The sequence below is a fragment of the Geomicrobium sp. JCM 19039 genome (assembly GCF_000698145.1).
Classification (GTDB): Bacteria; Bacillota; Bacilli; order Bacillales; family Marinococcaceae; genus Geomicrobium_A.
In genome coordinates, this window is the sequence record NZ_BAXB01000002.1 from 82,033 (window position 1) to 105,602 (window position 23,570).

24 protein-coding genes and 6 pseudogenes are annotated in these 23,570 nt (G+C 45.3%); all 30 read left to right on the forward strand.

Translation table 11 applies throughout. From position 1 onward, the window contains the following. Positions 1–40 precede the first annotated feature (40 nt). A complete protein-coding gene (gene hslV / locus JCM19039_RS02535; protein ID WP_042423625.1) occupies positions 41–580 on the forward strand; it encodes an ATP-dependent protease subunit HslV in 540 nt (179 codons plus the stop codon). A 41-nt stretch (positions 581–621) separates the two neighbouring features. Then, positions 622–2,028, forward strand: coding sequence for an ATP-dependent protease ATPase subunit HslU (gene hslU, locus JCM19039_RS02540; RefSeq protein ID WP_042423628.1), 1,407 nt, complete (start codon positions 622–624; stop codon positions 2,026–2,028). A gap of 27 nt (positions 2,029–2,055) precedes the next feature. Next, positions 2,056–2,835 carry a GTP-sensing pleiotropic transcriptional regulator CodY gene (gene codY / locus JCM19039_RS02545; RefSeq protein WP_042423630.1) on the forward strand — a complete coding sequence of 260 codons (780 nt, stop codon included), beginning with the start codon at positions 2,056–2,058 and terminating at the stop codon, positions 2,833–2,835. A gap of 469 nt (positions 2,836–3,304) precedes the next feature. Further along, the gene (gene flgB / locus JCM19039_RS02550; RefSeq protein WP_042423633.1) at positions 3,305–3,694 is read left to right on the forward strand and encodes a flagellar basal body rod protein FlgB; all 390 of its coding nucleotides are present in this window, start codon (positions 3,305–3,307) and stop codon (positions 3,692–3,694) included. Then, positions 3,695–4,141 carry a flagellar basal body rod protein FlgC gene (gene flgC / locus JCM19039_RS02555; RefSeq protein WP_042423635.1) on the forward strand — a complete coding sequence of 149 codons (447 nt, stop codon included), beginning with the start codon at positions 3,695–3,697 and terminating at the stop codon, positions 4,139–4,141. Positions 4,142–4,188: 47 nt separating this feature from the next. Then, positions 4,189–4,473, forward strand: coding sequence for a flagellar hook-basal body complex protein FliE (gene fliE / locus JCM19039_RS02560; RefSeq protein WP_042424099.1), 285 nt, complete (start codon positions 4,189–4,191; stop codon positions 4,471–4,473). A gap of 31 nt (positions 4,474–4,504) precedes the next feature. Further along, positions 4,505–6,082: a flagellar basal-body MS-ring/collar protein FliF gene (fliF, locus tag JCM19039_RS02565; protein ID WP_042423637.1), complete on the forward strand. Its 1,578-nt coding sequence runs from the start codon at positions 4,505–4,507 to the stop codon at positions 6,080–6,082. Positions 6,083–6,094: 12 nt separating this feature from the next. After that, a pseudogene (gene fliG, locus JCM19039_RS02570) lies at positions 6,095–7,107 on the forward strand (flagellar motor switch protein FliG). Next, positions 7,100–7,897, forward strand: coding sequence for a flagellar assembly protein FliH (gene fliH / locus JCM19039_RS02575; protein ID WP_042423640.1), 798 nt, complete (start codon positions 7,100–7,102; stop codon positions 7,895–7,897). Before fliG ends, fliH begins: the two are co-directional and overlap by 8 nt. Beyond that, positions 7,884–9,190, forward strand: a pseudogene (gene fliI, locus JCM19039_RS02580) (flagellar protein export ATPase FliI). The gene fliH and the pseudogene fliI overlap by 14 nt, the downstream one beginning before the upstream one ends. Positions 9,191–9,197: 7 nt before the next feature. Continuing rightward, a complete protein-coding gene (gene fliJ, locus JCM19039_RS02585) occupies positions 9,198–9,638 on the forward strand; it encodes a flagellar export protein FliJ (protein ID WP_042423642.1) in 441 nt (146 codons plus the stop codon). Positions 9,639–9,647: 9 nt separating this feature from the next. Next, on the forward strand, positions 9,648–10,181 hold the full coding sequence (locus JCM19039_RS02590; protein WP_042423645.1) for a magnesium transporter MgtE N-terminal domain-containing protein: 534 nt from the start codon (positions 9,648–9,650) through the stop codon (positions 10,179–10,181). A gap of 6 nt (positions 10,182–10,187) precedes the next feature. Further along, positions 10,188–11,393: a flagellar hook-length control protein FliK gene (locus JCM19039_RS02595; protein WP_152550055.1), complete on the forward strand. Its 1,206-nt coding sequence runs from the start codon at positions 10,188–10,190 to the stop codon at positions 11,391–11,393. Then, a complete protein-coding gene (gene flgD, locus JCM19039_RS02600) occupies positions 11,390–11,878 on the forward strand; it encodes a flagellar hook assembly protein FlgD (RefSeq protein WP_052398449.1) in 489 nt (162 codons plus the stop codon). The genes JCM19039_RS02595 and flgD overlap by 4 nt, the downstream gene beginning before the upstream one ends. Then, complete coding sequence (locus tag JCM19039_RS02605) at positions 11,879–12,265, forward strand: TIGR02530 family flagellar biosynthesis protein (protein WP_042423650.1); 387 nt, start codon at positions 11,879–11,881, stop codon at positions 12,263–12,265. It abuts the gene before it with no gap. A gap of 74 nt (positions 12,266–12,339) precedes the next feature. Then, the gene (gene flgG, locus JCM19039_RS02610; RefSeq protein WP_042423652.1) at positions 12,340–13,152 is read left to right on the forward strand and encodes a flagellar basal body rod protein FlgG; all 813 of its coding nucleotides are present in this window, start codon (positions 12,340–12,342) and stop codon (positions 13,150–13,152) included. Positions 13,153–13,201: 49 nt separating this feature from the next. Beyond that, positions 13,202–13,417, forward strand: a complete 216-nt coding sequence (locus tag JCM19039_RS02615; RefSeq protein ID WP_042423654.1) for a flagellar FlbD family protein — start codon at positions 13,202–13,204, stop codon at positions 13,415–13,417. Between the two features lie 46 nt (positions 13,418–13,463). Beyond that, positions 13,464–13,778, forward strand: a complete 315-nt coding sequence (locus tag JCM19039_RS02620; protein ID WP_052398450.1) for a flagellar basal body-associated FliL family protein — start codon at positions 13,464–13,466, stop codon at positions 13,776–13,778. A 75-nt stretch (positions 13,779–13,853) separates the two neighbouring features. Continuing rightward, a pseudogene (gene fliM, locus JCM19039_RS02625) lies at positions 13,854–14,844 on the forward strand (flagellar motor switch protein FliM). Continuing rightward, a pseudogene (gene fliY, locus JCM19039_RS02630) lies at positions 14,837–16,049 on the forward strand (flagellar motor switch phosphatase FliY). Before fliM ends, fliY begins: the two co-directional pseudogenes overlap by 8 nt. 20 nt (positions 16,050–16,069) lie before the next feature. Beyond that, positions 16,070–16,435: a response regulator gene (locus JCM19039_RS02635; protein WP_042423656.1), complete on the forward strand. Its 366-nt coding sequence runs from the start codon at positions 16,070–16,072 to the stop codon at positions 16,433–16,435. A gap of 29 nt (positions 16,436–16,464) precedes the next feature. Beyond that, positions 16,465–17,076, forward strand: coding sequence for a flagellar biosynthetic protein FliO (locus tag JCM19039_RS02640; protein WP_052398451.1), 612 nt, complete (start codon positions 16,465–16,467; stop codon positions 17,074–17,076). After that, positions 17,073–17,762: a flagellar type III secretion system pore protein FliP gene (gene fliP, locus JCM19039_RS02645; protein ID WP_042423658.1), complete on the forward strand. Its 690-nt coding sequence runs from the start codon at positions 17,073–17,075 to the stop codon at positions 17,760–17,762. The genes JCM19039_RS02640 and fliP overlap by 4 nt, the downstream gene beginning before the upstream one ends. Positions 17,763–17,780: 18 nt before the next feature. Next, the gene (gene fliQ / locus JCM19039_RS02650; protein WP_042423660.1) at positions 17,781–18,050 is read left to right on the forward strand and encodes a flagellar biosynthesis protein FliQ; all 270 of its coding nucleotides are present in this window, start codon (positions 17,781–17,783) and stop codon (positions 18,048–18,050) included. 4 nt (positions 18,051–18,054) lie between these two features. After that, positions 18,055–18,828 (forward strand): flagellar biosynthetic protein FliR, encoded by a 774-nt coding sequence (gene fliR, locus JCM19039_RS02655; RefSeq protein WP_042423662.1) that lies wholly within the window; start codon positions 18,055–18,057, stop codon positions 18,826–18,828. A 35-nt stretch (positions 18,829–18,863) separates the two neighbouring features. Next, positions 18,864–19,376 (forward strand): annotated as a pseudogene (locus JCM19039_RS27690) (EscU/YscU/HrcU family type III secretion system export apparatus switch protein). Beyond that, positions 19,348–19,911, forward strand: coding sequence for a flagellar biosynthesis protein FlhB (locus JCM19039_RS27695; RefSeq protein ID WP_373974849.1), 564 nt, complete (start codon positions 19,348–19,350; stop codon positions 19,909–19,911). Before JCM19039_RS27690 ends, JCM19039_RS27695 begins: the two are co-directional and overlap by 29 nt. Before the next feature lie 23 nt (positions 19,912–19,934). Then, positions 19,935–21,965, forward strand: a pseudogene (gene flhA / locus JCM19039_RS02665) (flagellar biosynthesis protein FlhA). Next, positions 21,962–23,059, forward strand: a complete 1,098-nt coding sequence (locus JCM19039_RS21435) for a hypothetical protein (protein ID WP_052398452.1) — start codon at positions 21,962–21,964, stop codon at positions 23,057–23,059. Before flhA ends, JCM19039_RS21435 begins: the two are co-directional and overlap by 4 nt. Continuing rightward, positions 23,013–23,498: a hypothetical protein gene (locus tag JCM19039_RS02675; protein ID WP_042423664.1), complete on the forward strand. Its 486-nt coding sequence runs from the start codon at positions 23,013–23,015 to the stop codon at positions 23,496–23,498. The genes JCM19039_RS21435 and JCM19039_RS02675 overlap by 47 nt, the downstream gene beginning before the upstream one ends. The last annotated feature ends 72 nt before the right edge of the window (positions 23,499–23,570 follow it).

The window sequence follows — 23,570 nt, forward strand, 5'->3', positions numbered from 1 at the left end:
TCTATAAAGGTGCACATCCACGCGCCTGAGAGGAGGCAACATGGAACAGTCTTTCCATGCGACAACGATTTTTGCCATTCGCCATAACGGAAAAGGGGCGATGGCAGGTGACGGTCAAGTAACGTTCGGTCAGGCAACGGTGATGAAGCATTCAGCAAAGAAAATTCGAAGAATCTACAACGGGAAAGTTGTTGCTGGATTTGCCGGTTCAGTTGCAGATGCATTCACACTGTTTGATATGTTTGAAGGGAAACTTCAAGAAGCCAATGGTCAGTTGGACCGAGCAGCAATTAATCTAGCGAAAGAATGGCGCAACGATAAAGTGCTCCGAAAATTAGAAGCAATGCTACTCGTCATGAATGAGGAGAAATTGCTACTCGTTGCGGGTACAGGAGAAATCATCGAACCTGATGATGGCATGATTGCCATCGGATCAGGAGGATTCTATGCGTTGGCAGCAGGTAGAGTCCTTGCCAAGCACTCATCTCTTAGTGCTAAAGAAATTGCTGAAGAAGCATTGCGGACAGCTGGAGACATTTGTGTGTATACCAATCATGAACGAATCGTTGAAGAAATTTAATCATTCTCCTTTGTGAGATGATAAAGGATAGGTGATGGCTTTTGGAACATGCCAATCAAACACCAAAGCAAATTGTAAACAAATTGGATCAATATATTGTTGGCCAATCTGGGGCGAAACGAGCGGTAGCCGTTGCGCTTCGAAATCGGTATCGAAGAAGTAAAGTTGCAGAAAGTATGCGAGATGAAATTACACCGAAGAACATTTTGATGATTGGTCCTACCGGTGTCGGAAAAACCGAGATTGCCAGACGATTATCAAAGCTTGTCGGTGCGCCGTTTGTAAAAGTTGAAGCGACGAAATTCACCGAAGTCGGTTACATTGGTCGCGACGTTGAATCGATGGTGCGTGACTTGGTGGAAGTCGCGGTACGTCTCGTAAAAGACGAAGCGACAAAGGCTGTAAAACCGCAAGCAGACTCGCTTGCTAATGAACGGCTCGTCGAGTTGTTAGCCCCATCAAAAAAGAAGAATCAATCGTACAAAAACCCGTTGGAGATGTTTTTTAACCAAGGCGGAGCTGCTCAACAAGATGTGGATGACCTTGAAGATGCGGATCAGCAATCGTTAAAGGAACAGAGAAAACGAATCGCATCTCAGCTTGAAACCGGTGAGCTAGAAGATACGACGGTAACGGTTGAAGTAGATGAGCAAAATGCTGGACTGATGGATATGTTTCAAGGGTCTGGTATGGAGCAGATGGGCATGAACATGCAAGACATGCTTGGCAACATGATGCCAAAGCGGAAGAAGAAGCGAAGACTAACTGTAAAAGAAGCGCGCAAAGTTCTGGCTGACGATGAAGCACAAAAGCTTGTTGATATGGAAGAGATTAGCCAAAAAGCTGTTGAGAAGACAGAGCAGCTTGGCATGATCTTTATCGATGAGATTGATAAAGTTGCAGGTAAGCAGCAGAACAACAGTGTTGACGTATCCCGAGAAGGTGTACAAAGAGACATCCTTCCAATTGTAGAAGGAGCAACGGTAACGACGAAATATGGCCCTGTGCAAACCGACCATATATTGTTTGTTGCTGCGGGTGCATTCCACATTTCAAGACCGTCAGATCTCATCCCTGAACTGCAAGGGCGTTTTCCAATTCGTGTGGAGCTTGATAATCTCACGAAAGATGACTTTGTGGGGATATTAAAAGAGCCTGACAATGCGCTGCTCAAACAATATGCAGCACTTTTGGAGACTGAAGGTATAATCGTTGAATTTTCTGACGAAGCTGTAGTTAGATTGGCTGAACTTGCAGAGCATGTAAATCGAACGACGGAGAACATTGGCGCAAGACGCTTGCACACACTATTGGAACGTTTACTTGAGGACCTATCTTTTGAAGCGACAGATGTGACGTTAGAAAAGATTACGATTACACCGTCTTATGTAGACGATAAGCTCAAAGACGTTGCAGGAAATCAAGATACCAGCCACTTTATTTTGTAATATATGAATAGGAGGATCTATTAACAGATGGAACTATTAACGAAGTCGAGAAAGATCAATGAGATGCTACAAAAATCAGCGGGGCAACATGTGGATTTTAAAGACATGGCAGAAACATTGCGCGATGTCATCACAGCGAACGTATTCGTTGTCAGTAGAAGAGGGAAGTTGCTCGGTTATTCCATTCAACAAGAGATTGAGCATGATAAGATTGACCGTATTTTAGAGGAGCGTCAATTCCCTGAAGAGTATACAGAAGGATTATTTGGGGTTGCTGAAACATCTCCAAACCTTGATATTGACAGCAAGTACACAGCATTCCCTGTTGAAAATCGTGAACTATTTAAAACAGGACTTACAACTATTGTTCCAATCATCGGTGGAGGACAACGTATTGGTACGCTCATTCTTGCCCGCTTGAATGATTCTTTCAATGATGATGATCTCATTCTAGCTGAGTATGGAGCTACGGTTGTCGGCATGGAGATCCTCCATGAGAAAGCTCAAGAAATTGAAGAAGAAGCGAGAAGTAAAGCGGTTGTTCAAATGGCAATTAGCTCGTTATCTTACAGTGAGTTAGAAGCGGTTGAGCATATCTTTGAAGAGCTTGATGGCAAAGAAGGCTTACTTGTCGCTAGTAAAATCGCTGACCGTGTAGGCATTACACGCTCTGTCATCGTGAATGCACTTCGTAAGTTAGAAAGTGCCGGTGTCATTGAATCTCGTTCCCTAGGAATGAAAGGTACGTATATTAAAGTGTTAAATGGAAAGTTTCTTACAGAACTTGAAAGACTAAGAGACGAGTAAATAAGCGAAGCAAAAGCCCCGCTCCTGATAGAAGGAGTAGGGCTTTTTTCGTGGTTTTTGTGACGGAATAACCATTCCATTTAGTATGTGCTTAGTAAAGAAGGTATATGTCTATAGATGGTGAACGAACGTTTAAAATGGAAATCGGTAAGAAATACCAATATTAGGAAACTGATGCGGAATTTTCTCCTGTCTATTTTGCATTGCTCGTGTCGAAACAAAAACATATTACTGGTCTTTAAGGACTATTGTTTTTGAGGTAGTGAATTAGATTTAGTTAAAAAGTATCAATATAATCGAACATTTAATAGTCCGTAACTCGTGTTTTCATGAAAATTTTAGATTATAATAGAAAAATTGTCGACGTTGACTACAATTTAAAGAGACGAAGTTCACAATACATAAGTACCGAACCGAGTGCGTTGAATCGTGTAATGATTCGGATGAATCATACAGGGAGGGTTAGCGAATGAGCTTAATATCCAATACAATGCTTTCTTTGGAAAGAGGTTTGAATGCATCATCAATGCAACAACAAGCGATATCAAACAACATAGCCAACATCGATACACCGAATTATAAGGCAAGGCGTGTTGACTTTCAGTCTGCCCTCACCGACGCACAAGCGAAATTGGATGCGCACCGAACAGATGAGCGTCATGTGCCTTTTTCAAGTGGAGGAAGGGAACCCATGATGAAAAGAGATGCCAATACAGCATTTAACCATAACGGCAATAATGTTGATCTGGATCATGAGATGGCGATGATGGCAAATAATCAAATTTATTACAATGCCGTTGCCGAGCGATTAAATGGACAATTCAGCTCCTTAAAAACCGCGATTCGGGGAGGGAATTAGATGAGTATGTTTGCAGGTATGAATCATACCGCTTCCGCACTAACCGCTCAACGGCTTCGTATGGATGTGGCTGCTGGCAATATGGCCAATGCGGAAACGACGCGTGGGCAAATGGTAGACGGGGAATGGCAGCCTTATCGTCGTAAGATGGTCACGATGGGCAGCGGCGAGCAGTCGTCGTTTGCGTCACATTTACGAGCAGCAGAGAATGGTGCAAATGGGGTTCAGGTTACGGGAATTGTAGAAGATGAAACCCCGCTTCGACAAATGTATGCACCTGGCCATCCTGATGCGAATGAAGAAGGTATGCTTTTTCTTCCGAATGTGGACCCATTAAAAGAGATGGTCGATATTATGGGGGCAACGCGTTCATATGAAGCGAATGTTACCGTATTTGATGCTCACAAAGGCATGATGATGAAAGCGTTGGAAATTGGACGTACATAACTAGAGGGGGTTAAGTAATGGAGGGTGGCAACACAATTCAACCGTTTATGCCTGTAGGTTTCAGCGGAAACGTTGCTTCTAGTACACGGACGCACACACCTGCTGATGCGCATGGCGCGTTTCATGAGTTGCTAAAAGGTGCAATTGAGAACGTGAACGACCAACAGATCGAATCACGACAAATGACCGAAAAACTCGTTTCAGGTGAAGTAGATAATCTTCATGATGTAATCATCGCTTCAGAGAAAGCCGGTATTGCGATGCAAACTACGATTGAAGTGCGTAACAAAGCCATCGAGGCTTATGAAACGATCATGAGAATGCAAGTGTAGCATCTCTAAGCGGAAGTAGGCGGGACGAACCATGAATGAGAAGATTGAACAAATGAAGGCGCAGACCATTACGTTTTGGACGTCCAAAACAAAGAAGCAAAAAGGCTTCTTTATCGGTTCGGTCATTGTCGTTCTATTACTAATCGTAATGTTGCTATTTTTCACATTGCGCACAAACTATGCACCGCTCTACAGCAATTTGTCCGTTGAGGAAACAGGACAAATTAAAGAGACGCTTGATAGCCGTGGGATTGCCAATACGATTAATGAAAATGGAACAGCGATTTATGTACCAAGAGACGTCGTTGATGATGTGAAAGTTGAGCTAGCTGCTGAGGGAATTCCGAGCACAGGTGCTATCAACTACGAAGATTTTCGCGATTCTCTTGGGTTTGGCATGACAGATAACGAATTTTCGGTCATGGAAAAAGCGGCAATGCAAACGGAATTGGAGGGGTTGATTCAGACGATCGACGGGGTTCAGTCCGCGACGGTCATGATACAGCTTCCAGAAGAGACGATTTGGCTTAGTGATGACCCTGGTGAGGCACAAGCGTCCATCGTACTTACGCTTGCAGGTGGTTATTCACTCGATCCACATAACGTATCAGCACTTTTTAATCTCGTAGCCAAAAGCATACCGAATTTGCCTACCGATAATATCGTCATTACTGACCAACTCTTTAACAATTATACATATGACCAAAGTGAGATGAGCGACAGTACCCTTCACGTGTACGACCAGCAGCGAGAAATCCGACGAAACATAGAACAAGACATACAACAACGACTCCAACAGATGTTAGGGATGATGATGGGGCAAGATAAGGTCGTCGTTTCTGTAACCGCTGATGTTGATTTCACACAAGAGTACCGTGAGGAAGAGCTCGTCGAACCTGTGGATGAAGATACGACGGAAGGAATTGCAATCAGTGTAGAGCGTGTGTCTGAATACTATGAAGGCGGCGGAGTTCCTGAGGAAGGTGTTGTCGGAACAGGCGATGATGACATTGCCAACTACCCAGCTGTAGGGGCTACAGGCGATGGCGATTACGAGCGCATTGAAGAACGAATTAACAATGATGTGAACCGGATTCATCGACAAATCCAAGAAAGTCCATACACGGTTAGAGATTTAGGTGTCCAAGTCGTTGTGGAACCGCCGGACCCAACCGATTTAACATCCCTACCACCAACAGTAATTGGTGAAATTGAGGACATGCTCGAGACCGTTGTTTCTACAAGCATCGCTTCTCCATCGCTCGAAGACATGGAAGGGGATGTTGGTGACCGAATTGTCGTGACCGCACAACCTTTATTTGGAAAAGCAGATGTTGAGGAAACGGCTCAATTTGCAATTCCGGCATGGGTTTACGTAGCAGGGGGCTTAGGGCTACTCGTCCTCATTGTAGCAGGCTGGCTGTTGTTAAGAAGAAACAACGACGAATTCGAAGAGTTTGAAGAAGAGGCGTTTACGGAAACAGTCGAAGAAATCCCGACTGAAGACATTACACCAGGTGCTGAGCGTCGGAGGAGATTGGAACAGCTGGCAAGAGAGCGTCCAGAAGAATTTTCAAAACTACTGCGCACTTGGCTATCTGATGACTAAGGGGGTTCACAGATGAATCGAACGCGACAGAAGTACTCTGGCAAACAAAAAGCAGCAGCGCTATTAATTTCTCTTGGACCCGACGTATCTGCAAATGTATATAAACATTTACAGCAAGAAGAAATCGAACAGCTCACACTAGAGATTGCGAACGTTCGAAAAGTAGACAATGAAGACCGAGATCAGTTGATTCACGAATTTCATCAACTCGCGGTTGCTCAAGAATACATGACGCAAGGCGGCATTGGTTATGCCAAAGATGTGCTAGAGAAGGCGCTAGGAACCGACGAGGCGATGGCCATCATTACGAAGCTCACATCGACGTTGCAAGTGCGCCCGTTTGATTTTGCGCGCAAATCAGAGCCGGTTCAAATTCTTAATTTTATTCAAAATGAGCATCCACAAACGATCGCACTCGTCCTTTCTTACTTAGACCCCCACCAAAGTGGTCAAATACTTTCGGAGCTCTCTTCTGAAATGCAGTCGGATGTTGCAAAAAGAATTGCAACGATGGACCGGACGTCTCCGGAAATTATTAGTGAGGTGGAGGCGGTTCTCGAACAGAAATTGTCATCGACGTTCACTCATGATTATACGGAAGCTGGAGGAATAGAAGCGGTTGTTGACGTGCTTAACAGCGTCGATCGAAGCACCGAGCGAACGATTCTTGATTCATTAGAGATTCAAGATCCTGATCTGGCAGAAGAGATTAAAAAGCGGATGTTTGTGTTTGAAGACATTGTCACGCTTGACGCTAGATCGATTCAACGCATCATTCGCGATGTAGACAATGAAGACTTGCAATTGTCACTGAAAATTGCAAGTGAGGAAGTTAGAAACATTCTATTTAGCAACATGAGTACGCGGATGGCGGAAACGTTCAAAGAAGAGATGGAGTATATGGGGCCGGTCCGTTTGAAAGAAGTAGAAGACGCGCAAACGAGAATTGTCAACGCTGTGCGCCGTCTCGAAGAAGCTGGAGAAATTGTGATTGCTAGAGGTGGGGAGATGATGTGATTGTCTAACCTCATAAAACGGAATCGACAAAACAAAAGCTCAACGAACGAGCGCCCGTTTTCTCTCGTCTTGCAACCGATTGAAAGAGAGACTGAACCTTCGAGTAAAGAATCGTCAAATGAGCAAGTCGAAGCTATGCAAGACACTGGCGTAAACATCGTTCGAGCCGCTCAAGAAAAAGCGGCCACGATTATTGAATCTGCCAAGCAAGAAGCGGCCCGTTTAGAAGCGTCACTCGTTGAAGAGAAAAAGCTTCATGAAGCTGAGGCGAAACGTCTGTTCGAGGAACAACGAGAAGCGGGTTGGCAAAAGGGATATGAAAAAGGTCAGCAAGAAGGACATGATACGTATTTGCAGGAAATTGACCGGGCTGAGCACGTCGTACAAGCGGCGAAGGAAGATTATGACCGGTACGTAGAACAAGCGGAAGAATCAATCTTACAACTAGCGATGGCGTTTGCCAAACAGATTGTTGGTCAAGAAGTGAGCGTGCCAGAAGGTTATGACCAGTTTTTGAAACAAGCGATCGAGCAAGTGAAAGACGAAGAAGAAGTGCTCATTTACATTCATCCAAATCATTTTGCCGACACCGTGCAACGTCGCGGTGAGTATGAAGCTTTGCTTACGATGGCGGAACGTGTTCGTTTTTTTGCAGACCCTAGTCTAGAAGAAGATGGTTGCTTAATCAAAACGTCTTACGGCCATTTGGATGCGAGCGTTCACACACAATTGGATGGTTTGCACACAGAATTAGAACAACGACTCGTTCGTGAGCGTGAGCACCATGAAAGCTATTAATCTCATAGAAGAACTCGCCACTGTCGACCAATACCAATGGTATGGCAACGTAACCCGAGTTGTCGGTTTAACGATTGAAGCTAGAGGTCCTCGAGCTGCAGTTGGAGAGATTTGTGAAATTAATCAAAATGACGGCTCGGTTGTATTAGCAGAAGTCGTTGGGTTTAAAGAAACGAATCTTTTGCTCATGCCTCTTTCCAAAACGAACCGTATTCAAACGGGTAGTCTTGTGAAAAATCGGAGAACACCACTTGAAGTTGCTGTTGGAAATGACCTGATTGGCAAAGTCGTTGACGGTCTTGGTCACCCACTGAACGGTGAACGGTTGCCTCGAGGCTTGAAAAAGGTTGCAGTAGAACAACCGTCACCCAACCCACTAACTCGTCCAAGAATTACAGAAACGATGCCGTTAGGCATTAAAGTGATTGATGGCTTGCTTACTGTTGGGGTGGGTCAACGAGTCGGCATCTTTGCCGGCAGTGGAGTCGGAAAGAGTACACTTCTTTCAATGATTACGAAGTCTTCAGCAGCCGATGTGAATGTGATTGCTTTAATTGGTGAACGAGGAAGAGAAGTTCGAGATTTTATTGAGAAAGAATTGGGCGAAGAGGGGATGAAGCGCTCGATCGTCGTCGCGGCAACTTCGGACCAGCCAGCGCTCGTCAGAATTAAAGGCGCGCAGACGGCGACGGCTATCGCTGAATATTTCAGAGACCAAGGGAAACACGTGAACTTAATGATGGATTCGGTCACACGCTTTGCGATGGCACAGCGAGAAGTTGGACTTGCAGCAGGGAACCTCCGACAACAAAAGGATACACACCTTCAGTATTCGCGATGCTGCCTCAGCTGTTGGAGCGATCAGGCACGAGTGTAAACGGTGCAATCACTGCTTTTTATACAGTTCTTGTTGATGGGGATGACCTGAATGAACCGATCACAGATGCCGTTCGTGGGATTTTAGATGGTCATTTCATCTTGGATAGAAGTATCGCAAACCGAGGCCACTACCCAGCCATTGATGTATTAAAAAGCGTGAGTCGATTAATGAATGATATTACAGAAAAAGACCACCAACAGGCAGCGCAAACCATTCGTGAACGAATGAGTGCCTATCGTGATACGGAAGACTTAATTAGTGTAGGGGCGTACAAAAAAGGACACGCCAGATCGATTGACTTGGCGGTAGAGCTTCAACCAGAAATACAACGTTTTTTGAAACAGTCAACAGGAGAGCATGTTTCTTTAGAGCAAACGCGTGCATGGATGAATGACATTGCCATAAAGGAGTGACCGGGTCGTGACCTTTCGGTTTAGGTTAGAGAAGTTGTTGCAAGTAAAAGAGAATGAAGCGAACGATTGCCAGGTGAAATATAACGAAGCGGTCAAAAAATTCGAAACGGTCGGTTATGAACTGTACCACTGGCTCAAACAAAAAGAGACAACCAAACAAAAAGTCGATCAAAATGTGGTGGCGGGAACGACCATTGCCGCGCTACAAGAAGCAGAGCTAATGTCCAAACGGTTGGAGAAACAAATTCTCATTTGGCAACATGAAGCCGATGTATCCCGGCAACATATGGTCAAAATGAAACAAGCGTGGCAAGCAGCAAACACCGAACTGAAAAAGCTTGAAAAAATGAAAGGAAAAAACAAGGAACGTGAGCGAGAAGAACAAAACCGTCTTGAGCAAATGCAATTGGATGAAACGGCGGTCTTGCAATTCATTCGAGCAGAGTAGGGGGAGGCTATGAAGAAAAAATCAAAAGACAAGCACTCCTCGTGGAGCGGCAAACAGTTTCTGCTGTTTGTCATACTTATCCCTGGTATTGTGCTCGCAACGATCTTGGCTGTTGTATTTTATGTATTGGATTTCAATCCATTGGATACGTTCACGGCTGATTCTGAGGAAGAATTGCTCATTCGTGAAGAAGAGTCATCAAGTTCTGCAGATGTAGATGTGCTAGAACAGCAACTGCTCGCTGCTGAGCAAACGATCGAGGCCCTTGAAGAAGAACTTGAACAATATGAAATTGATGCTGCGTTTGAGGGAGGACAGCCACCAGAAGAAGATGCTGTTGACGAAGAACTCGCGCGTATTGCAAGAATCTATGAAAACATGAATCCTCGAAGAGCGGCAGATATTATGAGTGAGCTGAGTGGTGAGGAAATCGTCACCCACATGACAGAAATGAACGATCAATCCCGCTCAGGCATCTTGCAAAACATGGAAGCTGAGCTTGCAGCAGAAGTGATGACGATGCTAAGCGACCAAGACGATTGAAAGGAGGTGAACCGACTGATTACGACAGGATTTTCAAGTTTGTTTACAGATAAGCTATTCCCGGAAAAGGATTCGCTAAAACCGGTTTTCGCTCAAGGAACAAAAGACAATTCATCAGCACCTGCATTCGCACAGCTGTTAGAAACGCTGAACAGGACACGAGAAGAAGAAATATCCGACACTGACACCCAAGAAGAAACCGTACTCGATACATTGTTATTACGAATTGCCGAATGGTTGACCTCACGCGAAGACGAGCCAGGAGAACGATCACAGCAAGTACAAGTTGAGGTTGTTGAAGCGCGTAACGAGCTAGAAACGGAGCGAGTGCATGAAGAAACCGACCTCCGGTTAGCTCATATTGAATCGCTAATCCAAGATCTAGTCCATGAACCGAGTTTGAGGGAAATCGCCTCTTCTTTGCAAAAAGTTCAGGTTGCGATCGACACATTACGAAGGCAAGACATATCGTCAACCGAGCAACTCGGTCGTTTGCAAACGCTCGTTCAGCGTATCATTGATCAACAAACAACATCTTCACCCGTTTTCAAAGAACCGACCGTGAAGAAGATTGAAGCCGTTATTGAACGTGTAGAGCGACTGGAAACGGATCAAAAACGCAGCCAACCGATCGAACGACCGGCACCCGTTTTGTTGGACGACCGTTTTATGAACAGTGCGTCACGGGTTGAATTTACGCCGTATTACGCGATGAGAGCGTTAGGCGCAGGGGAGCAGCTTCAAATTCATATCGGAACAGAAGATACAAAGCACCGACAAGAGGTACAGTTCCAACGGCAACTCCATTTTGTTCTCAATCGAGCACAGTTTCAACATGTTGGCGGAAAAGAGACACTCACCATTCGCCTTCATCCAGAACATTTAGGGAAGCTTCATATTGAGCTTGTCCGAACGAATGGTGTTATGGAAGCGCGTTTACTAACCGCTTCGGCAACCGCTCGAGAACTCATTGAAACACAGCTGCCTCAGCTCAGAAACGCTTTCCACCAACAACATATACAAGTCGAACGAGTAACCGTGGATGACATTGAGCAAAAACTTGATGGCGAGCAAGCGGAGCGGGACCGAGAAGACGATGAAACGGCACAATATGAAGAACCAGTGTCTGATGAACAAACGGACTTCCCTTCGTTCCAAGAGTGGCTAGCACAAACCATTGAAAAAGAAGAGGAGGAGAGCAAAACGCTATGAACGTGAACTTTCAAACCGCCGCGGCAGGCGAGCGTAATCAAGTGAACGGGGTACCGGTTGCAAAACCCGAAGATACGATTCTTGGAAAAGATGACTTCTTGAAACTTTTAATTCATCAACTGCAAAACCAAGATCCACTAGACCCGATGGACGATCGGGAATTCATCGCACAAATGGCTCAGTTTTCTTCCCTTGAACAGTTGACGAACATGAACGCCAACATTCAACAGTTTACTCAGCAACAAGAACATACTTCACTCGTACAGCTAAGTGGGCTTATCGGAAAACAAGTGAACTGGTACCGAATTATCGAAGATGATAACGGCTTTGAAGAACGTCACTATAGTGAAAATGAAGTCACTGCAGTACGAAGAAATGAATCAGGGGAACTGCAAGTTCAGCTCGATACCGGTCGCTGGGTGGACAGCCGACAATTAACCGAAGTAGCTTTGAAAAGCGAACCATCAGAAGGTGATGACGAATAAATGCACATTCCTTATCAACCTTTAGCTGCCGTGCAAACGGCCCATCCACCTACGAAAAACAGTGTAAAAACCGCTCAATCGAATACCGGATCATTTCAAGAAGCATTACAGGCGGCCACAACGAAAGAACCTCTAAAACTTAGTAAACATGCTGAAATGCGCATGAAAGAACGACAAATTCATATGTCCGAAGAACAATGGATACGGGTAACAGAAAAAGTGCAAGAAGCGAAAGCGAAAGGTATTTCACAGCCTCTCGTGCTCACAAACGATGCTGCCCTCGTCGTAAGTGCCCAAAATGAAACGGTCGTAACCGTGCTCTCAGAACGAGAAGCAACCGACAAGATCTTCACGAACATTGACGGTACGATTGTACTCAAGCCATAACAGCTGGACCGATAAGGAAGCTGTCCGTTCGCCGACTGACTGACGCGAACGACCCACTATAAGGAGGAATACAGATGATTAGAAGTATGTATTCAGGCGTAACCGGATTGCAAAACCACCAACAAAAACTCGACGTAATCGGCAACAACATCGCCAACGTCAACACATTCGGATTTAAAAAAGGGCGTTACACATTCCAAGATATGCTCAGCCAAACCGTGCAAGGAGCGAGTGGTTCTGCAGGAGATTTAGGTGGGACAAACCCGAGACAAATTGGCCTCGGTGTACAGACTGGCTCCATCGATACGATTCATACCCAAGGAGCGTTGCAACCGACGGGGCGTGAGTTGGATTTAGGCATTGCAGGGGATGGGTATTTTCGGGTAGGTCCTCAAACAGATGCTACTGATGCAAATACGTTATATACGAGAGCGGGTAATTTTTACCTTGATGAAGAAGGGTACATTGTAAATTCAAATGGACATTATTTATTAGGGGAAGACGGTAACGGTATAAGTATTCCAACCGACGCAGAAAGTTTTAGCATTGGTTCTGATGGTGGTGTGTATGTTGTAGGTGGTACTGGTATTGGAGAAGATGGTCTTGCTGGTACGATCCAACTCGCCACCTTCCCGAACCCTGAAGGACTTGAAAAAGTCGGCGGCAATTTATATCGTCAATCACCAAACTCAGGAGAGCCTGGTGATCCAGTTACCCCTGGTGAGGGAGGCTCCGGCACTCTCGTTGCTGGCGCACTGGAAATGTCAAATGTTGACCTATCTGAAGAATTTGTGGAGATGATTACCGCTCAGCGTGGGTTGCAAGCGAACTCGAGAATCATTACGACGTCCGATGAAGTGTTACAAGAGCTCTTGAACTTGAAATAATTGATTAGGGAGGCGCGGGCCGGGGTGGACCTGGCTCGCATACGTACATATGATTCGATTACTCCGGTTAGATGAAACGGTATTTTACTTGAGCTTCATGCAAATTGAAACGGTGGAAAGTTTACCTGACACGACGCTCACACTGACGAACAATCGTAAGCTTGTTGTAAGAAATACATTGGACGATGTAATTGAACAGATTGAGACCAAGTATGAGACGTTCGGTATTGTCGTGAAAAGTAGGCCGAAGGAGGAAGCCGAATGAAGAAGTTTGTGCTTATAATGTCTGGTATTACACTTAGCGTTGCCTCGTGACGGCTTCAATATGGTTTTTAGGCATCACGGGTGAAGAACAAGCCGAAGGTTCGGAACAACCGAGCATTGACGAAGTGATTCATCGTTCTTGGGACACCGACCAGCTGACAACGAACCTTGGCAGTGACCATATAATCCGTGCGTCATTTCGAATTGAGACCGACGATCCAGACACACGAATGAACGTAGAGATGCGTGATTTTCAGATTAAAAACTTGATTATTCATCGGCTCGCGGAACAAAGTGCAGATGAGCTTCGCAGTTCAGAAGGGCTAAGAGAGCTAGAAGAAAACGCTTCGAACCGACATTAACGAACTGCTTGAGAGTGGTACGGTAGTCGAAGTGTACACGACGGAACGAGTGATTCAGTAAAAGAGGTGAGTGTCATGGCAGATGTATTGTCACAAGGGGAGATTGATGCGCTTTTGTCCGCACTCTCGACCGGAGAGATGGATGCAGAAGAACTGTTAAGAGAAGATGCGGCAAAGCGCATTTATACATACGATTTCAAACGGGCGGTCCGATTTTCAAAAGATCAAGTGCGTTCGTTAACGCGCATTCACGAAAACTTTGCCCGGTTATTAACGACTGCGTTTTCTGCGCAGCTTCGAACCTATGTGCAAATTAATGTGACGTCTGTCGACCAACTTCCGTATGAGGAGTTTATTCGCTCCATTCCGTCAGTAACGTTATTGAACATCTTTGACGTTTCGCCACTTGACGGTCGGTTTCTCATCGAGGTAAACCCAAACATTGCTTATGCGATGGTGGACCGTATTCTAGGCGGGTCGGGTGCTGGAATGAATAAAATTGAAAACCTGACTGAAATTGAAAAAAGATGCTATCGCAAACGTTTCATTATATGTTAGATAGTTTCCAGCAAGCATGGCAATCGGTCATTGATTTGGATCCGGTCATGGATGATTTAGAAGTGAACCCGCAATTTGTGCAATTGCTCAGTCCGAATGAAACGGTAGTCGTCATTAGTTTATCAACGACGATCAATGAGACATCAGGATGATTAACGTCTGCCTCCCGTATGTCGTGCTTGAGGAGCTATTGCCGAAGTTGTCTGCGCACTATTGGATGCAATCGCCGAACAAAGAACGCAATGAACGAGAAGAGGGGAATTTGAAGCGCTCGGTACATAAAGCTGACCTGTTAATCCAAACGATCCTTGGAACGTCAACATTAACGGTAGAAGAGCTTATGTACTTAAAAGCTGGAGATGTTTTGGAACTAGGCCAAAGTGTTCATGACCCACTTGTGACAAATGTCGGAGAAAAACCTAAATATTATGTACAGCCTGGACGAAAAAAACAAAGAATAGCTGTACAAGTGAGAGAAGAGATAAAGGAGGATGTCGACGATGAATGATGAGCCGCTCTCTCAAGAGGAGATTAACCAGCTGTTGCAAGGTCTCGAAGATGAAGCAGAAGCCGAACGAACTGAAAAGACAGACGACGGCTATCCGCCTGCACCAACACGAGCGACGACCGATATCCAACAATTTCTAACGGAAATTGAAAAAGATGCGATTGGTGAAATTGGCAATATTTCTTTTGGAACGGCGGCAACAACGCTTTCTCAGCTGCTGAACCAAAAAGTGTCGATTACAACGCCAGTTGTGCAAGCGGTCAAATCAGATTTATTGCAAGAGGAGTTCCCTGCTCCCCACGTATCGGTACACGTCCAATATAAAGAAGGGTTTGAAGGGACGAACGTGCTCGTCATTAAAGAGAAAGATGCACAAATCATCGCGGACCTCATGCTTGGTGGCGACGGTACTGAACCGTCAAACGAGCTCGGGGAAATGCACATTAGTGCCGTGCAAGAAGCGATGAATCAGATGATGGGTAGTTCGTCAACGTCATTGTCTACGATTTTTAATACGAGAGTGGACATTTCTCCTCCTGGCATTACGATGTTGGATGTTGAGGCGGGAGACGGCATCGAACAGCTTCCGAATGAAGCGACGCTCATTAAGATTTCTTTTCGTTTAAAGATTGGTGAGTTGATCGACTCCATCATCATGCAACTGGTGACGGTAGAGTTTGCAAAAGAAATGGTCGAGCTACTCATGAACTGGCGATAACGCAGGGGCAATGGAAGCGCCAGCGATGCCGGTAGAAGAGAAAACGGTTGAGCATCCCCCTCAGCCGGAGCCCACCCGACCCGCTCAGAAAACAGCAGTCCCGCCCTCAATTCCATCAGCTAACGAGCATAAAGCACGTTTGCATGAAGAGTTCGCGATGGATGACAGAGAAGTACAACCTGCTCAATTTGCGAGCTTTGAAGAAGAGCCGCTCACGAGAAGTCAGTCCCGCAACTTGAACATGCTAATGGATATTCCCCTTGATGTCACGGTCGAGCTCGGCCGCACGAGACGGTCGATCAAGGATATTTTAAGCTTTACTCAAGGATCAATTATTGAGCTGGATAAGCTGGCAGGTGAGCCGGTTGACATTATGGTGAATCACCGTCTTGTCGCTAAAGGCGAAGTCGTCGTCATTGACGAGAATTTCGGTGTGCGTGTGACCGATATCGTCAGCCAAGCCGAGCGTTTAGAAAACCTAAAATAAACAGAGAAGAGGCGGAGTTCATGACAAGCCGTGTATTAATTGTTGATGATGCTTCATTTATGAGAATGATGATTCGGGATATTTTGGAAAAGCACAACTTTGTCGTTGCAGGGGAAGCAGAAAACGGAAAAGATGCCATCGAAAAGTATAAAGAGACAGAACCGACGTTTGTGACAATGGACATTACGATGCCAGAAATGGACGGCATCGAAGCATTAAAAGAAATCCGTGCGTTTGACCCTGAGGCGAAAGTGATTATGTGTTCGGCGATGGGACAACAAGCGATGGTTTTGGATGCCATCAAAGCTGGGGCAAAAGATTTTGTCGTCAAACCATTTCAAGCGGACCGCGTCATTGATGCAGTAAATAAAACACTCGGTCAGTAAGGGGACATGGGGATGAGGATGATCAAACCATGGACGCAATCGTTTTTGCCATGTGTAGTCTTTTGTTATTCCCTGCACCTCATGCGTTTGCGGATCAATCAGTAGCAGATACACTTCAGAACAATGAAGGGGTGGGGGAAGTCGAAAGTACCCCCGTTGTTCCTGAAGAAGAACAAATTCAAGTCGGTGGGAGCGCAGCTGCTGAGGAAAGTATGTGGAGCGTGTTGTTTAAACTCGGGCTCGCACTCACTGCCGTACTTCTCATTATGTACGTATTGCTTAAAATGCTCGGGCGTAAAAGCCACCATGTGCAATCCAGTGGCATGTTACAAAACCTAGGGGGCATTCAACTCGGGCAACAAAAGTCTGTTCAAGTGATACGAGTCGGTGATCGTTTCTTTATTGTTGGTGTTGGGGATTCCATTCAACTTCTCGATGAGATTCGTGACGAAGCCGAAATCCAACAGCTCGTAGAAAAAGCAGGTCAAACCCATAGCGCTCCTGACTTCATGACGCATGCGAAATCGTTTCTGCAAAAACAAGCGAAAAGGGATGAAACGGTGCAATCGCTTGAGCGAAAGCTCGGTCAAACAAAGAGCGCCAAAAGATCTTCGGTTGATTCGTTGGGGATCGGCAAATGAGCATTGTCATTACGGCAATTCCAGGTGTTGATGTAGGCAATTTGCTCAGTGACGATCCTCAAGATGTCGCGATGACGGTCCGGCTCGTATTGTTGCTCACGGTGCTCACGCTTGCACCTGCATTCCTTATTCTAATGACGTGTTTTACACGAATCATTGTTGTCTTAGGTTTCGTCCGGATGGGACTTGCTACGCAACAGATGCCACCGACCCAAGTGTTAATCGGGTTGGCACTATTTTTGACGTTTTTCATTATGGGTCCTGTGCTTTTAGAGATTAACGAAGAGGCCGTCACACCATTTCTAGAAGGTGAAATTGATCAAGAAGAAGCGTTTGAGCTTGCGGCCGCACCGATAAAATCGTTCATGGCTGAACATACGCGGGAGAAGGATTTAGCTTTATTTATAGGCTATGCCGAAATGGAAGCCCCGGAAACGCTTGATGATATTCCGTTAACGGCACTCGTTCCGGCCTTTGCCATTAGTGAACTGCAGACCGCATTTCAAATCGGTTTTCTCATCTTTATTCCATTTCTCGTCATTGACATGATTATCGCTAGTGTACTCATGTCCATGGGGATGATGATGCTTCCACCGGTCATGATTTCCTTGCCATTTAAAGTGTTGTTGTTCGTGCTTGTGGATGGTTGGTATTTGGTCGTGCAGTCGCTCTTGATTAGCTTCTAGTAGAAAGGAACGATCCGTATGTCACATGAAACGGTGTTAAGCCTTGCCGAGCGCAGTGTGATGGTCATTATAATCATTGCAGGTCCGCTGCTCATCCTTGCGCTCGTCATTGGGCTTGCGGTAGCGGTATTTCAGGCGACGACACAAATACAAGAGCAAACTCTTGCATTCATACCCAAAATTCTTGGTGTGTTAGCCGGAATTGTCGTATTCGGGGCGTGGATGTTAAATGAGCTCATATTCTTTACTGAACAGTTGTATACAAACTTACATAACTTTATAGGATGATCCGATGGAATGGATAAACCTAATACCCGCCTATTTGCTCGTATTTGTCCGTCTGCTCGCATTTTTAGCAACTTTACCGGTATTTTCTTATCGAAATGTACCTGCGTATTTCAAAATTGGCTTTGCGGTTTACTTTGCTTTTATCGTAATCTTTACGATTGATTCTCCGATCGTTGCGTTGGATGGACAATTTATTTTGCTCGTCGTCAAAGAAGTGCTCGTCGGCTTGTTAATCGGTTTAATTGCATCAACGTTGTTTTACGCTGTGCAAACGGCAGGGGCATTTATTGACCTGAAGATCGGTTTTCTTGTCGCTAACGTCATTGACCCACAAACCGGTGCGCAAAGTCCGTTAACGGGAGGATTTCTTTATGCGTTTGCGGTTTTGTTCTTGTTTGTGACGGGGGGGCATCACCTGTTATTAGACGGGATGTTCTATAGTTTTTCATATGTTCCGATTGATGAAGTAGACATTAATTTGACGAGTGAAGCGGTCATGCAAACAGCAGTTGAAGCGTTTGTTACGATGTTTATTATCGCTTTTCAAATGGCATTTCCAGTCGTTGGTGCACTTTTTCTCGTGGATGTCGCCCTAGGCATGATGTCGCGTGCGGTACCACAAATGAACGTGTTTGTTGTCGGTCTTCCTCTGAAGATTATTTTAGGTCTACCGATTATGATGCTCATGCTGCCGGCATTCTTTTGGCTTCTTCAACGACTTGTTGAAGAAATTGTCATTAGTATGCGCATGTTAATGCAGCTTTTTGGAGGTGCATAACATGTCGATGCGGATGGATTTGCAGTATTTTACAGGTGAAAAAACAGAAAAAGCAACGCCGAAAAAAACGTCAAGATACGCGAAAAAAAGGGCAAGTTCCAAAAAGTAATGACGTAAATACAGCCATTATTTTGCTCGTTGTCTTTATATCATTAATGGCCTTTGTCCATTCCTGGACAATTCATGTACGACTTGTTTACAGAGGCGTATATTAACACGTCTGGCATGACGTTTACGGTCGAGAATACGATGGGTTTCTTAACCGATGTGACGGTTGGATGGTAATCGCCGTTGCCCCGATTATGCTTGTTGCTGCATTTGCAGGCGTTGTCGCTAGTATGATGCAAGTCGGCGTCTTGTTTGCACCAGAAGCGATTAAACCAAAGCTGTCAAAGATCAACCCTCTAAAAGGGTTAAAGAGAATTTTCTCTGCCCGTGCACTCGTTGAATTAACGAAAGCGATTTTAAAAATCATTCTCGTCGGAATGGTTGCTTTCGGTATTTTATGGTTGTACCGAGATGACTTACTTTTTTTTAGCGTTATATGACGTGAATGATGGTTTTTTGGTCGTCAGTCAGCTAACGGTAATGATCGGGATTGCTTCTGCACTTTTGCTGCTTATCCTTTCCATCCCTGACCTCGTGTATCAGCGATTTGACCATGAAAAACAAATTCGTATGAGCAAACACGACGTGAAAGATGAGTTCAAAAAAATGGAAGGCGACCCGCTCATCAAAGCAAAACGAAAACAACGTGCACAAGAGATGGCGATGAACCGCATGATGCAAGAAGTGCCAAAAGCGGACGTGGTCATCACGAATCCAACCCACTATGCGGTCGCTCTTCGTTATGATGGAGAAACGATGCAAGCGCCCAAGGTAATTGCAAAAGGGGTTGACTACAATGCGTTACGCATCCGCCAAGTCGCAAAAAAACATGACATTTCCATGGTTGAAAATCGGCCGCTAGCTCGGTCGTTATATGACGGAGCTAGCCTTGGTGAAGACGTACCTGAAGATTTATTTAAAGCAGTCGCTGAGGTGCTAGCTTACGTTTATAAACTGAACAAATCCGTACAATGATCAAAGGAGTGAGGTGAAGGCGCATGCGATTTCGTGATCTGTTTATTCTAGTGTTTGTAATTTTAATTGTGGCGATGCTCATCATTCCTTTGCCATCACCAATGATCGATGTTCTTATTATCGTCAATATTTCATTATCTTTAATGATCATTCTCGTCGCAATGAATATGAAAGAGCCTCTCGACTTTTCGATCTTCCCTACAGTTCTATTATTAGCAACACTTTTTCGGGTCGGAATCAGTGTGTCAACAACCCGAGCCATTCTCGGCCGTGCCGAGGCTGGTGAGGTAATTGACACGTTTGGGAACTTTGTGGTTGGGTCGAACCCCCTCGTTGGTTTCGTCGTCTTTTTAATTCTCGTTGTCATTCAATTTATCGTGATCGTAAAAGGGGCAGAGCGTGTATCAGAAGTCGGCGCACGTTTCACCTTAGATGCGATGCCGGGTAAGCAGATGAGCATTGATGCTGATCTGAATGCAGGCATGATTACCGACCATGAAGCGAAACAACGTCGCGAAAAAATTGAAAAAGAAGCGGATTTCTACGGTTCAATGGACGGGGCGAGTAAGTTCGTGAAAGGAGATGCGATCGTCGGGATCGTCATCGTGCTCATCAACATTATTTTCGGATTTATTATCGGTATGGTACAGATGGGCATGAGTTTCTCTGAAGCGGCGAGTACATATACACTGCTTACGGTCGGAGATGGCTCGTAACGCAAATCCCCGCTCTCTTGATTGCGACCGCGACAGGAATTGTTGTTACACGGGCTGCATCTGATGCCACACTAGGAGCAGATATTTCAAGGCAAATGCTTGCGTATCCTAAACTGTTGTATGTGGCTGCCGGTGCAATTCTTTTACTTGGCATCTTCACGCCTATTCCAAATTTGCTAACGTTGCCTATTGCACTGTTTTTAGGCATTGGCGGTTACATGCTTGACCGTAAATCTGTAGATGAGCCCGTTGAAGATGTTCGTGAAGAAGAGGAAGAGCCACCAACGACAACACCGGAAAATGTGACGCAACTTCTGAGCATTGACCCGGTAGAATTTGAGTTTGGTTACGGATTAATCCCTCTTGCTGATAGTCAACAAGGTGGAGATTTGCTTGACCGTGTCGTCATGATTCGAAGACAACTGGCGTTGGAGTTAGGGATGATCGTGCCAGTGATCCGGATTCGCGACAACATCCAACTTCAGCCAAATGAATATGTAATCAAAGTGCGGGGAAGTGAAGTCGAACGTGGTGAGTTGTTGCTAGATCATTACATGGCGATGAGCCAGGGGTCGAAGACGAGCAAGTCACAGGCATTGAGACGACAGAGCCTGCTTTTGGGTTGCCAGCACTTTGGATTACTGATGATGTGAAAGATAGTGCCGAACTATCGGGCTACACTGTTGTTGATCCGCCGTCGGTCGTATCCACCCACCTAACAGAAACGTTGAAAAAGCACGCACATGAGTTGCTCACACGTGAGGAAACAAAACAGCTCGTTGAACACTTGAAAACGACTCACCCTGCACTCGTTGAAGAAGTGACACCGAATCCATTGACGCTCGGCGATATCCAAAAAGTGTTACGGAGTCTACTGAAGGAGCGGGTGTCGATACGCAACCTGGCGGTCATTTTTGAAACACTGGCAGATTACGGACCGATGTTTAAAGACCCACAGTTAATGGCAGATACGTTCGCCAATCCTTATCAAGACAAATTACACAAGCTGTAAAACCACCACAAGGCGGACCGCTCTATGTGGTAACTCTTGGCGGTGGCGTTGAGAAGAAATTAGCTGATGCATTGCAACAGACCGACCACGGGACGTATTTGTCGCTCGGTCCCGACGATGCAGAACAGATCGTACACGCTGTGCAAAATGAGTCAATGAAGCTTTCGCAAATGGGGCAATCTCCTGTCATCCTTTGCTCGCCTGCGGTACGCATGCATTTGCAGCAACTGTTATCACGGTATTTGCCGAATGTACCCGTTCTCTCATATAACGAGTTAGAATCCGATCTAGAGATCCAAAGTGTCGGGGTGGTGAATGTAGCATGAACGTGAAGCGGTTTTACGGAAAAACGGTCAGCGATGCGATGAATCAGGTGAAACAAGCGTTTGGGAATGAAGCCGTGATTTTGCAAGATCGCCAAGTGATTAAAAAGCGCTTCCTCGGTTTGAAGAAAGAAAAAATCATCGAAGTCATTGCAGCGACAGAGGAAAAGGAAGAAAAACGAGAGATCGTCCAAAAGTCTGTGCAACCCGTTCCGCAAGTGCCCATCGCCCAACGACCCAACCCGGGTGCAAAAGCGTATCAACCTGAGCAGTTGGAACGAATCGTTCGACAACTAGAAGCCCAAGGGGTAATGAGTGACACGCTAAAGCACATTCAACATGAGATGTATCCGCTCTACTATAAACGAGAAGACGAACGAACAGATGTGGAATTGTTGGAACAGGCGCTCGAGCCATTGCTTGTGAACCCGCCTTTTAGAAATGCTCTTAAAGAGGATACAACTGTTGCCATTTTTGTAGGACAAACAGGCGTTGGGAAGACGACGACCATAGCAAAAATTGCAGCGTTGTATAAATTAAAAAAGCAGCGGACTGTCGGATTCATTACGTGTGATACGTATCGAATTGCTGCGGTTGATCAACTTATCACATACAGCAATATTTTAGATGTTCCAATAGAAGTGGCATATACCAAAGAAGACTATCGGCTCGCAAGAGAGAAACTAAAACACGTGGATATTCTATTCGTTGACACTGCAGGAAGAAACTATCAAGATGCTGATCGTGTTGAAGAACTTTGTGAATGGTTGGGTGAACGGGATGACACAACGGAAATCGTGCTAACATTAGGCCTAACAGCGAAAGAGTCAGACCTTCTGCGCGTCTGTGAGCAGTTTGAGAAGCTACACGTTGATCAGCTTCTGTTCACGAAGTTCGATGAAACGAAGACAATTGGAGAGATGTTGACCCTCATGGTAAAAACACAGCTTCCTGTTTTGGCTGTAACGAATGGCCAAGCCGTTCCCGATGATTTACTCCAGTTGGATCGCTATTCGTTTGCCAATTACTTCGTAAAGGAGGCTGCTATGGGTGAAAGACCAAGCGTACGAATTACGAAACCGAATGCAAATGTATGAAGGGGTACAACAAAGCGTTCGTGTTGCGGTGGTCGGTCCATGTGAGAATGACATACGAGCATTCGAGCAACTGCTTGAGGGGGAGATCGAGAGGCGCAGACCGCCGGTTCAAATCTCTTTTAATGAGGCACTTCCTCAACGTGCATCTGTTTTATTTTTATTCTCGGGAACGGATCCAGCCGAGATTACCACTTTATACGAATGGTTAAAAAAACATCGTTCTGAATTGCCTGCCGTATGTTTTGTCATCGTGAATAGCGAGAGCGACGAATCGAAGTCAAAAAGAGCAATTCAAAATCTAGTGAACACGAGTGCGGCATTTCTACAATTACCCATCACCTATATCGGTCATTGGTCAGACAAAGAATCGGTGTTAAATCAATGTATTACTATTCTTATTCAACATAAGGAGGATCGAGATGAACGTCCTCATCGTTGATGATTCTGCATTCATGAGGAAATGGCTTCGTGAGCTTGTTGAAGACCAAGAAGGCTCAAAGTCGTTGGTGTC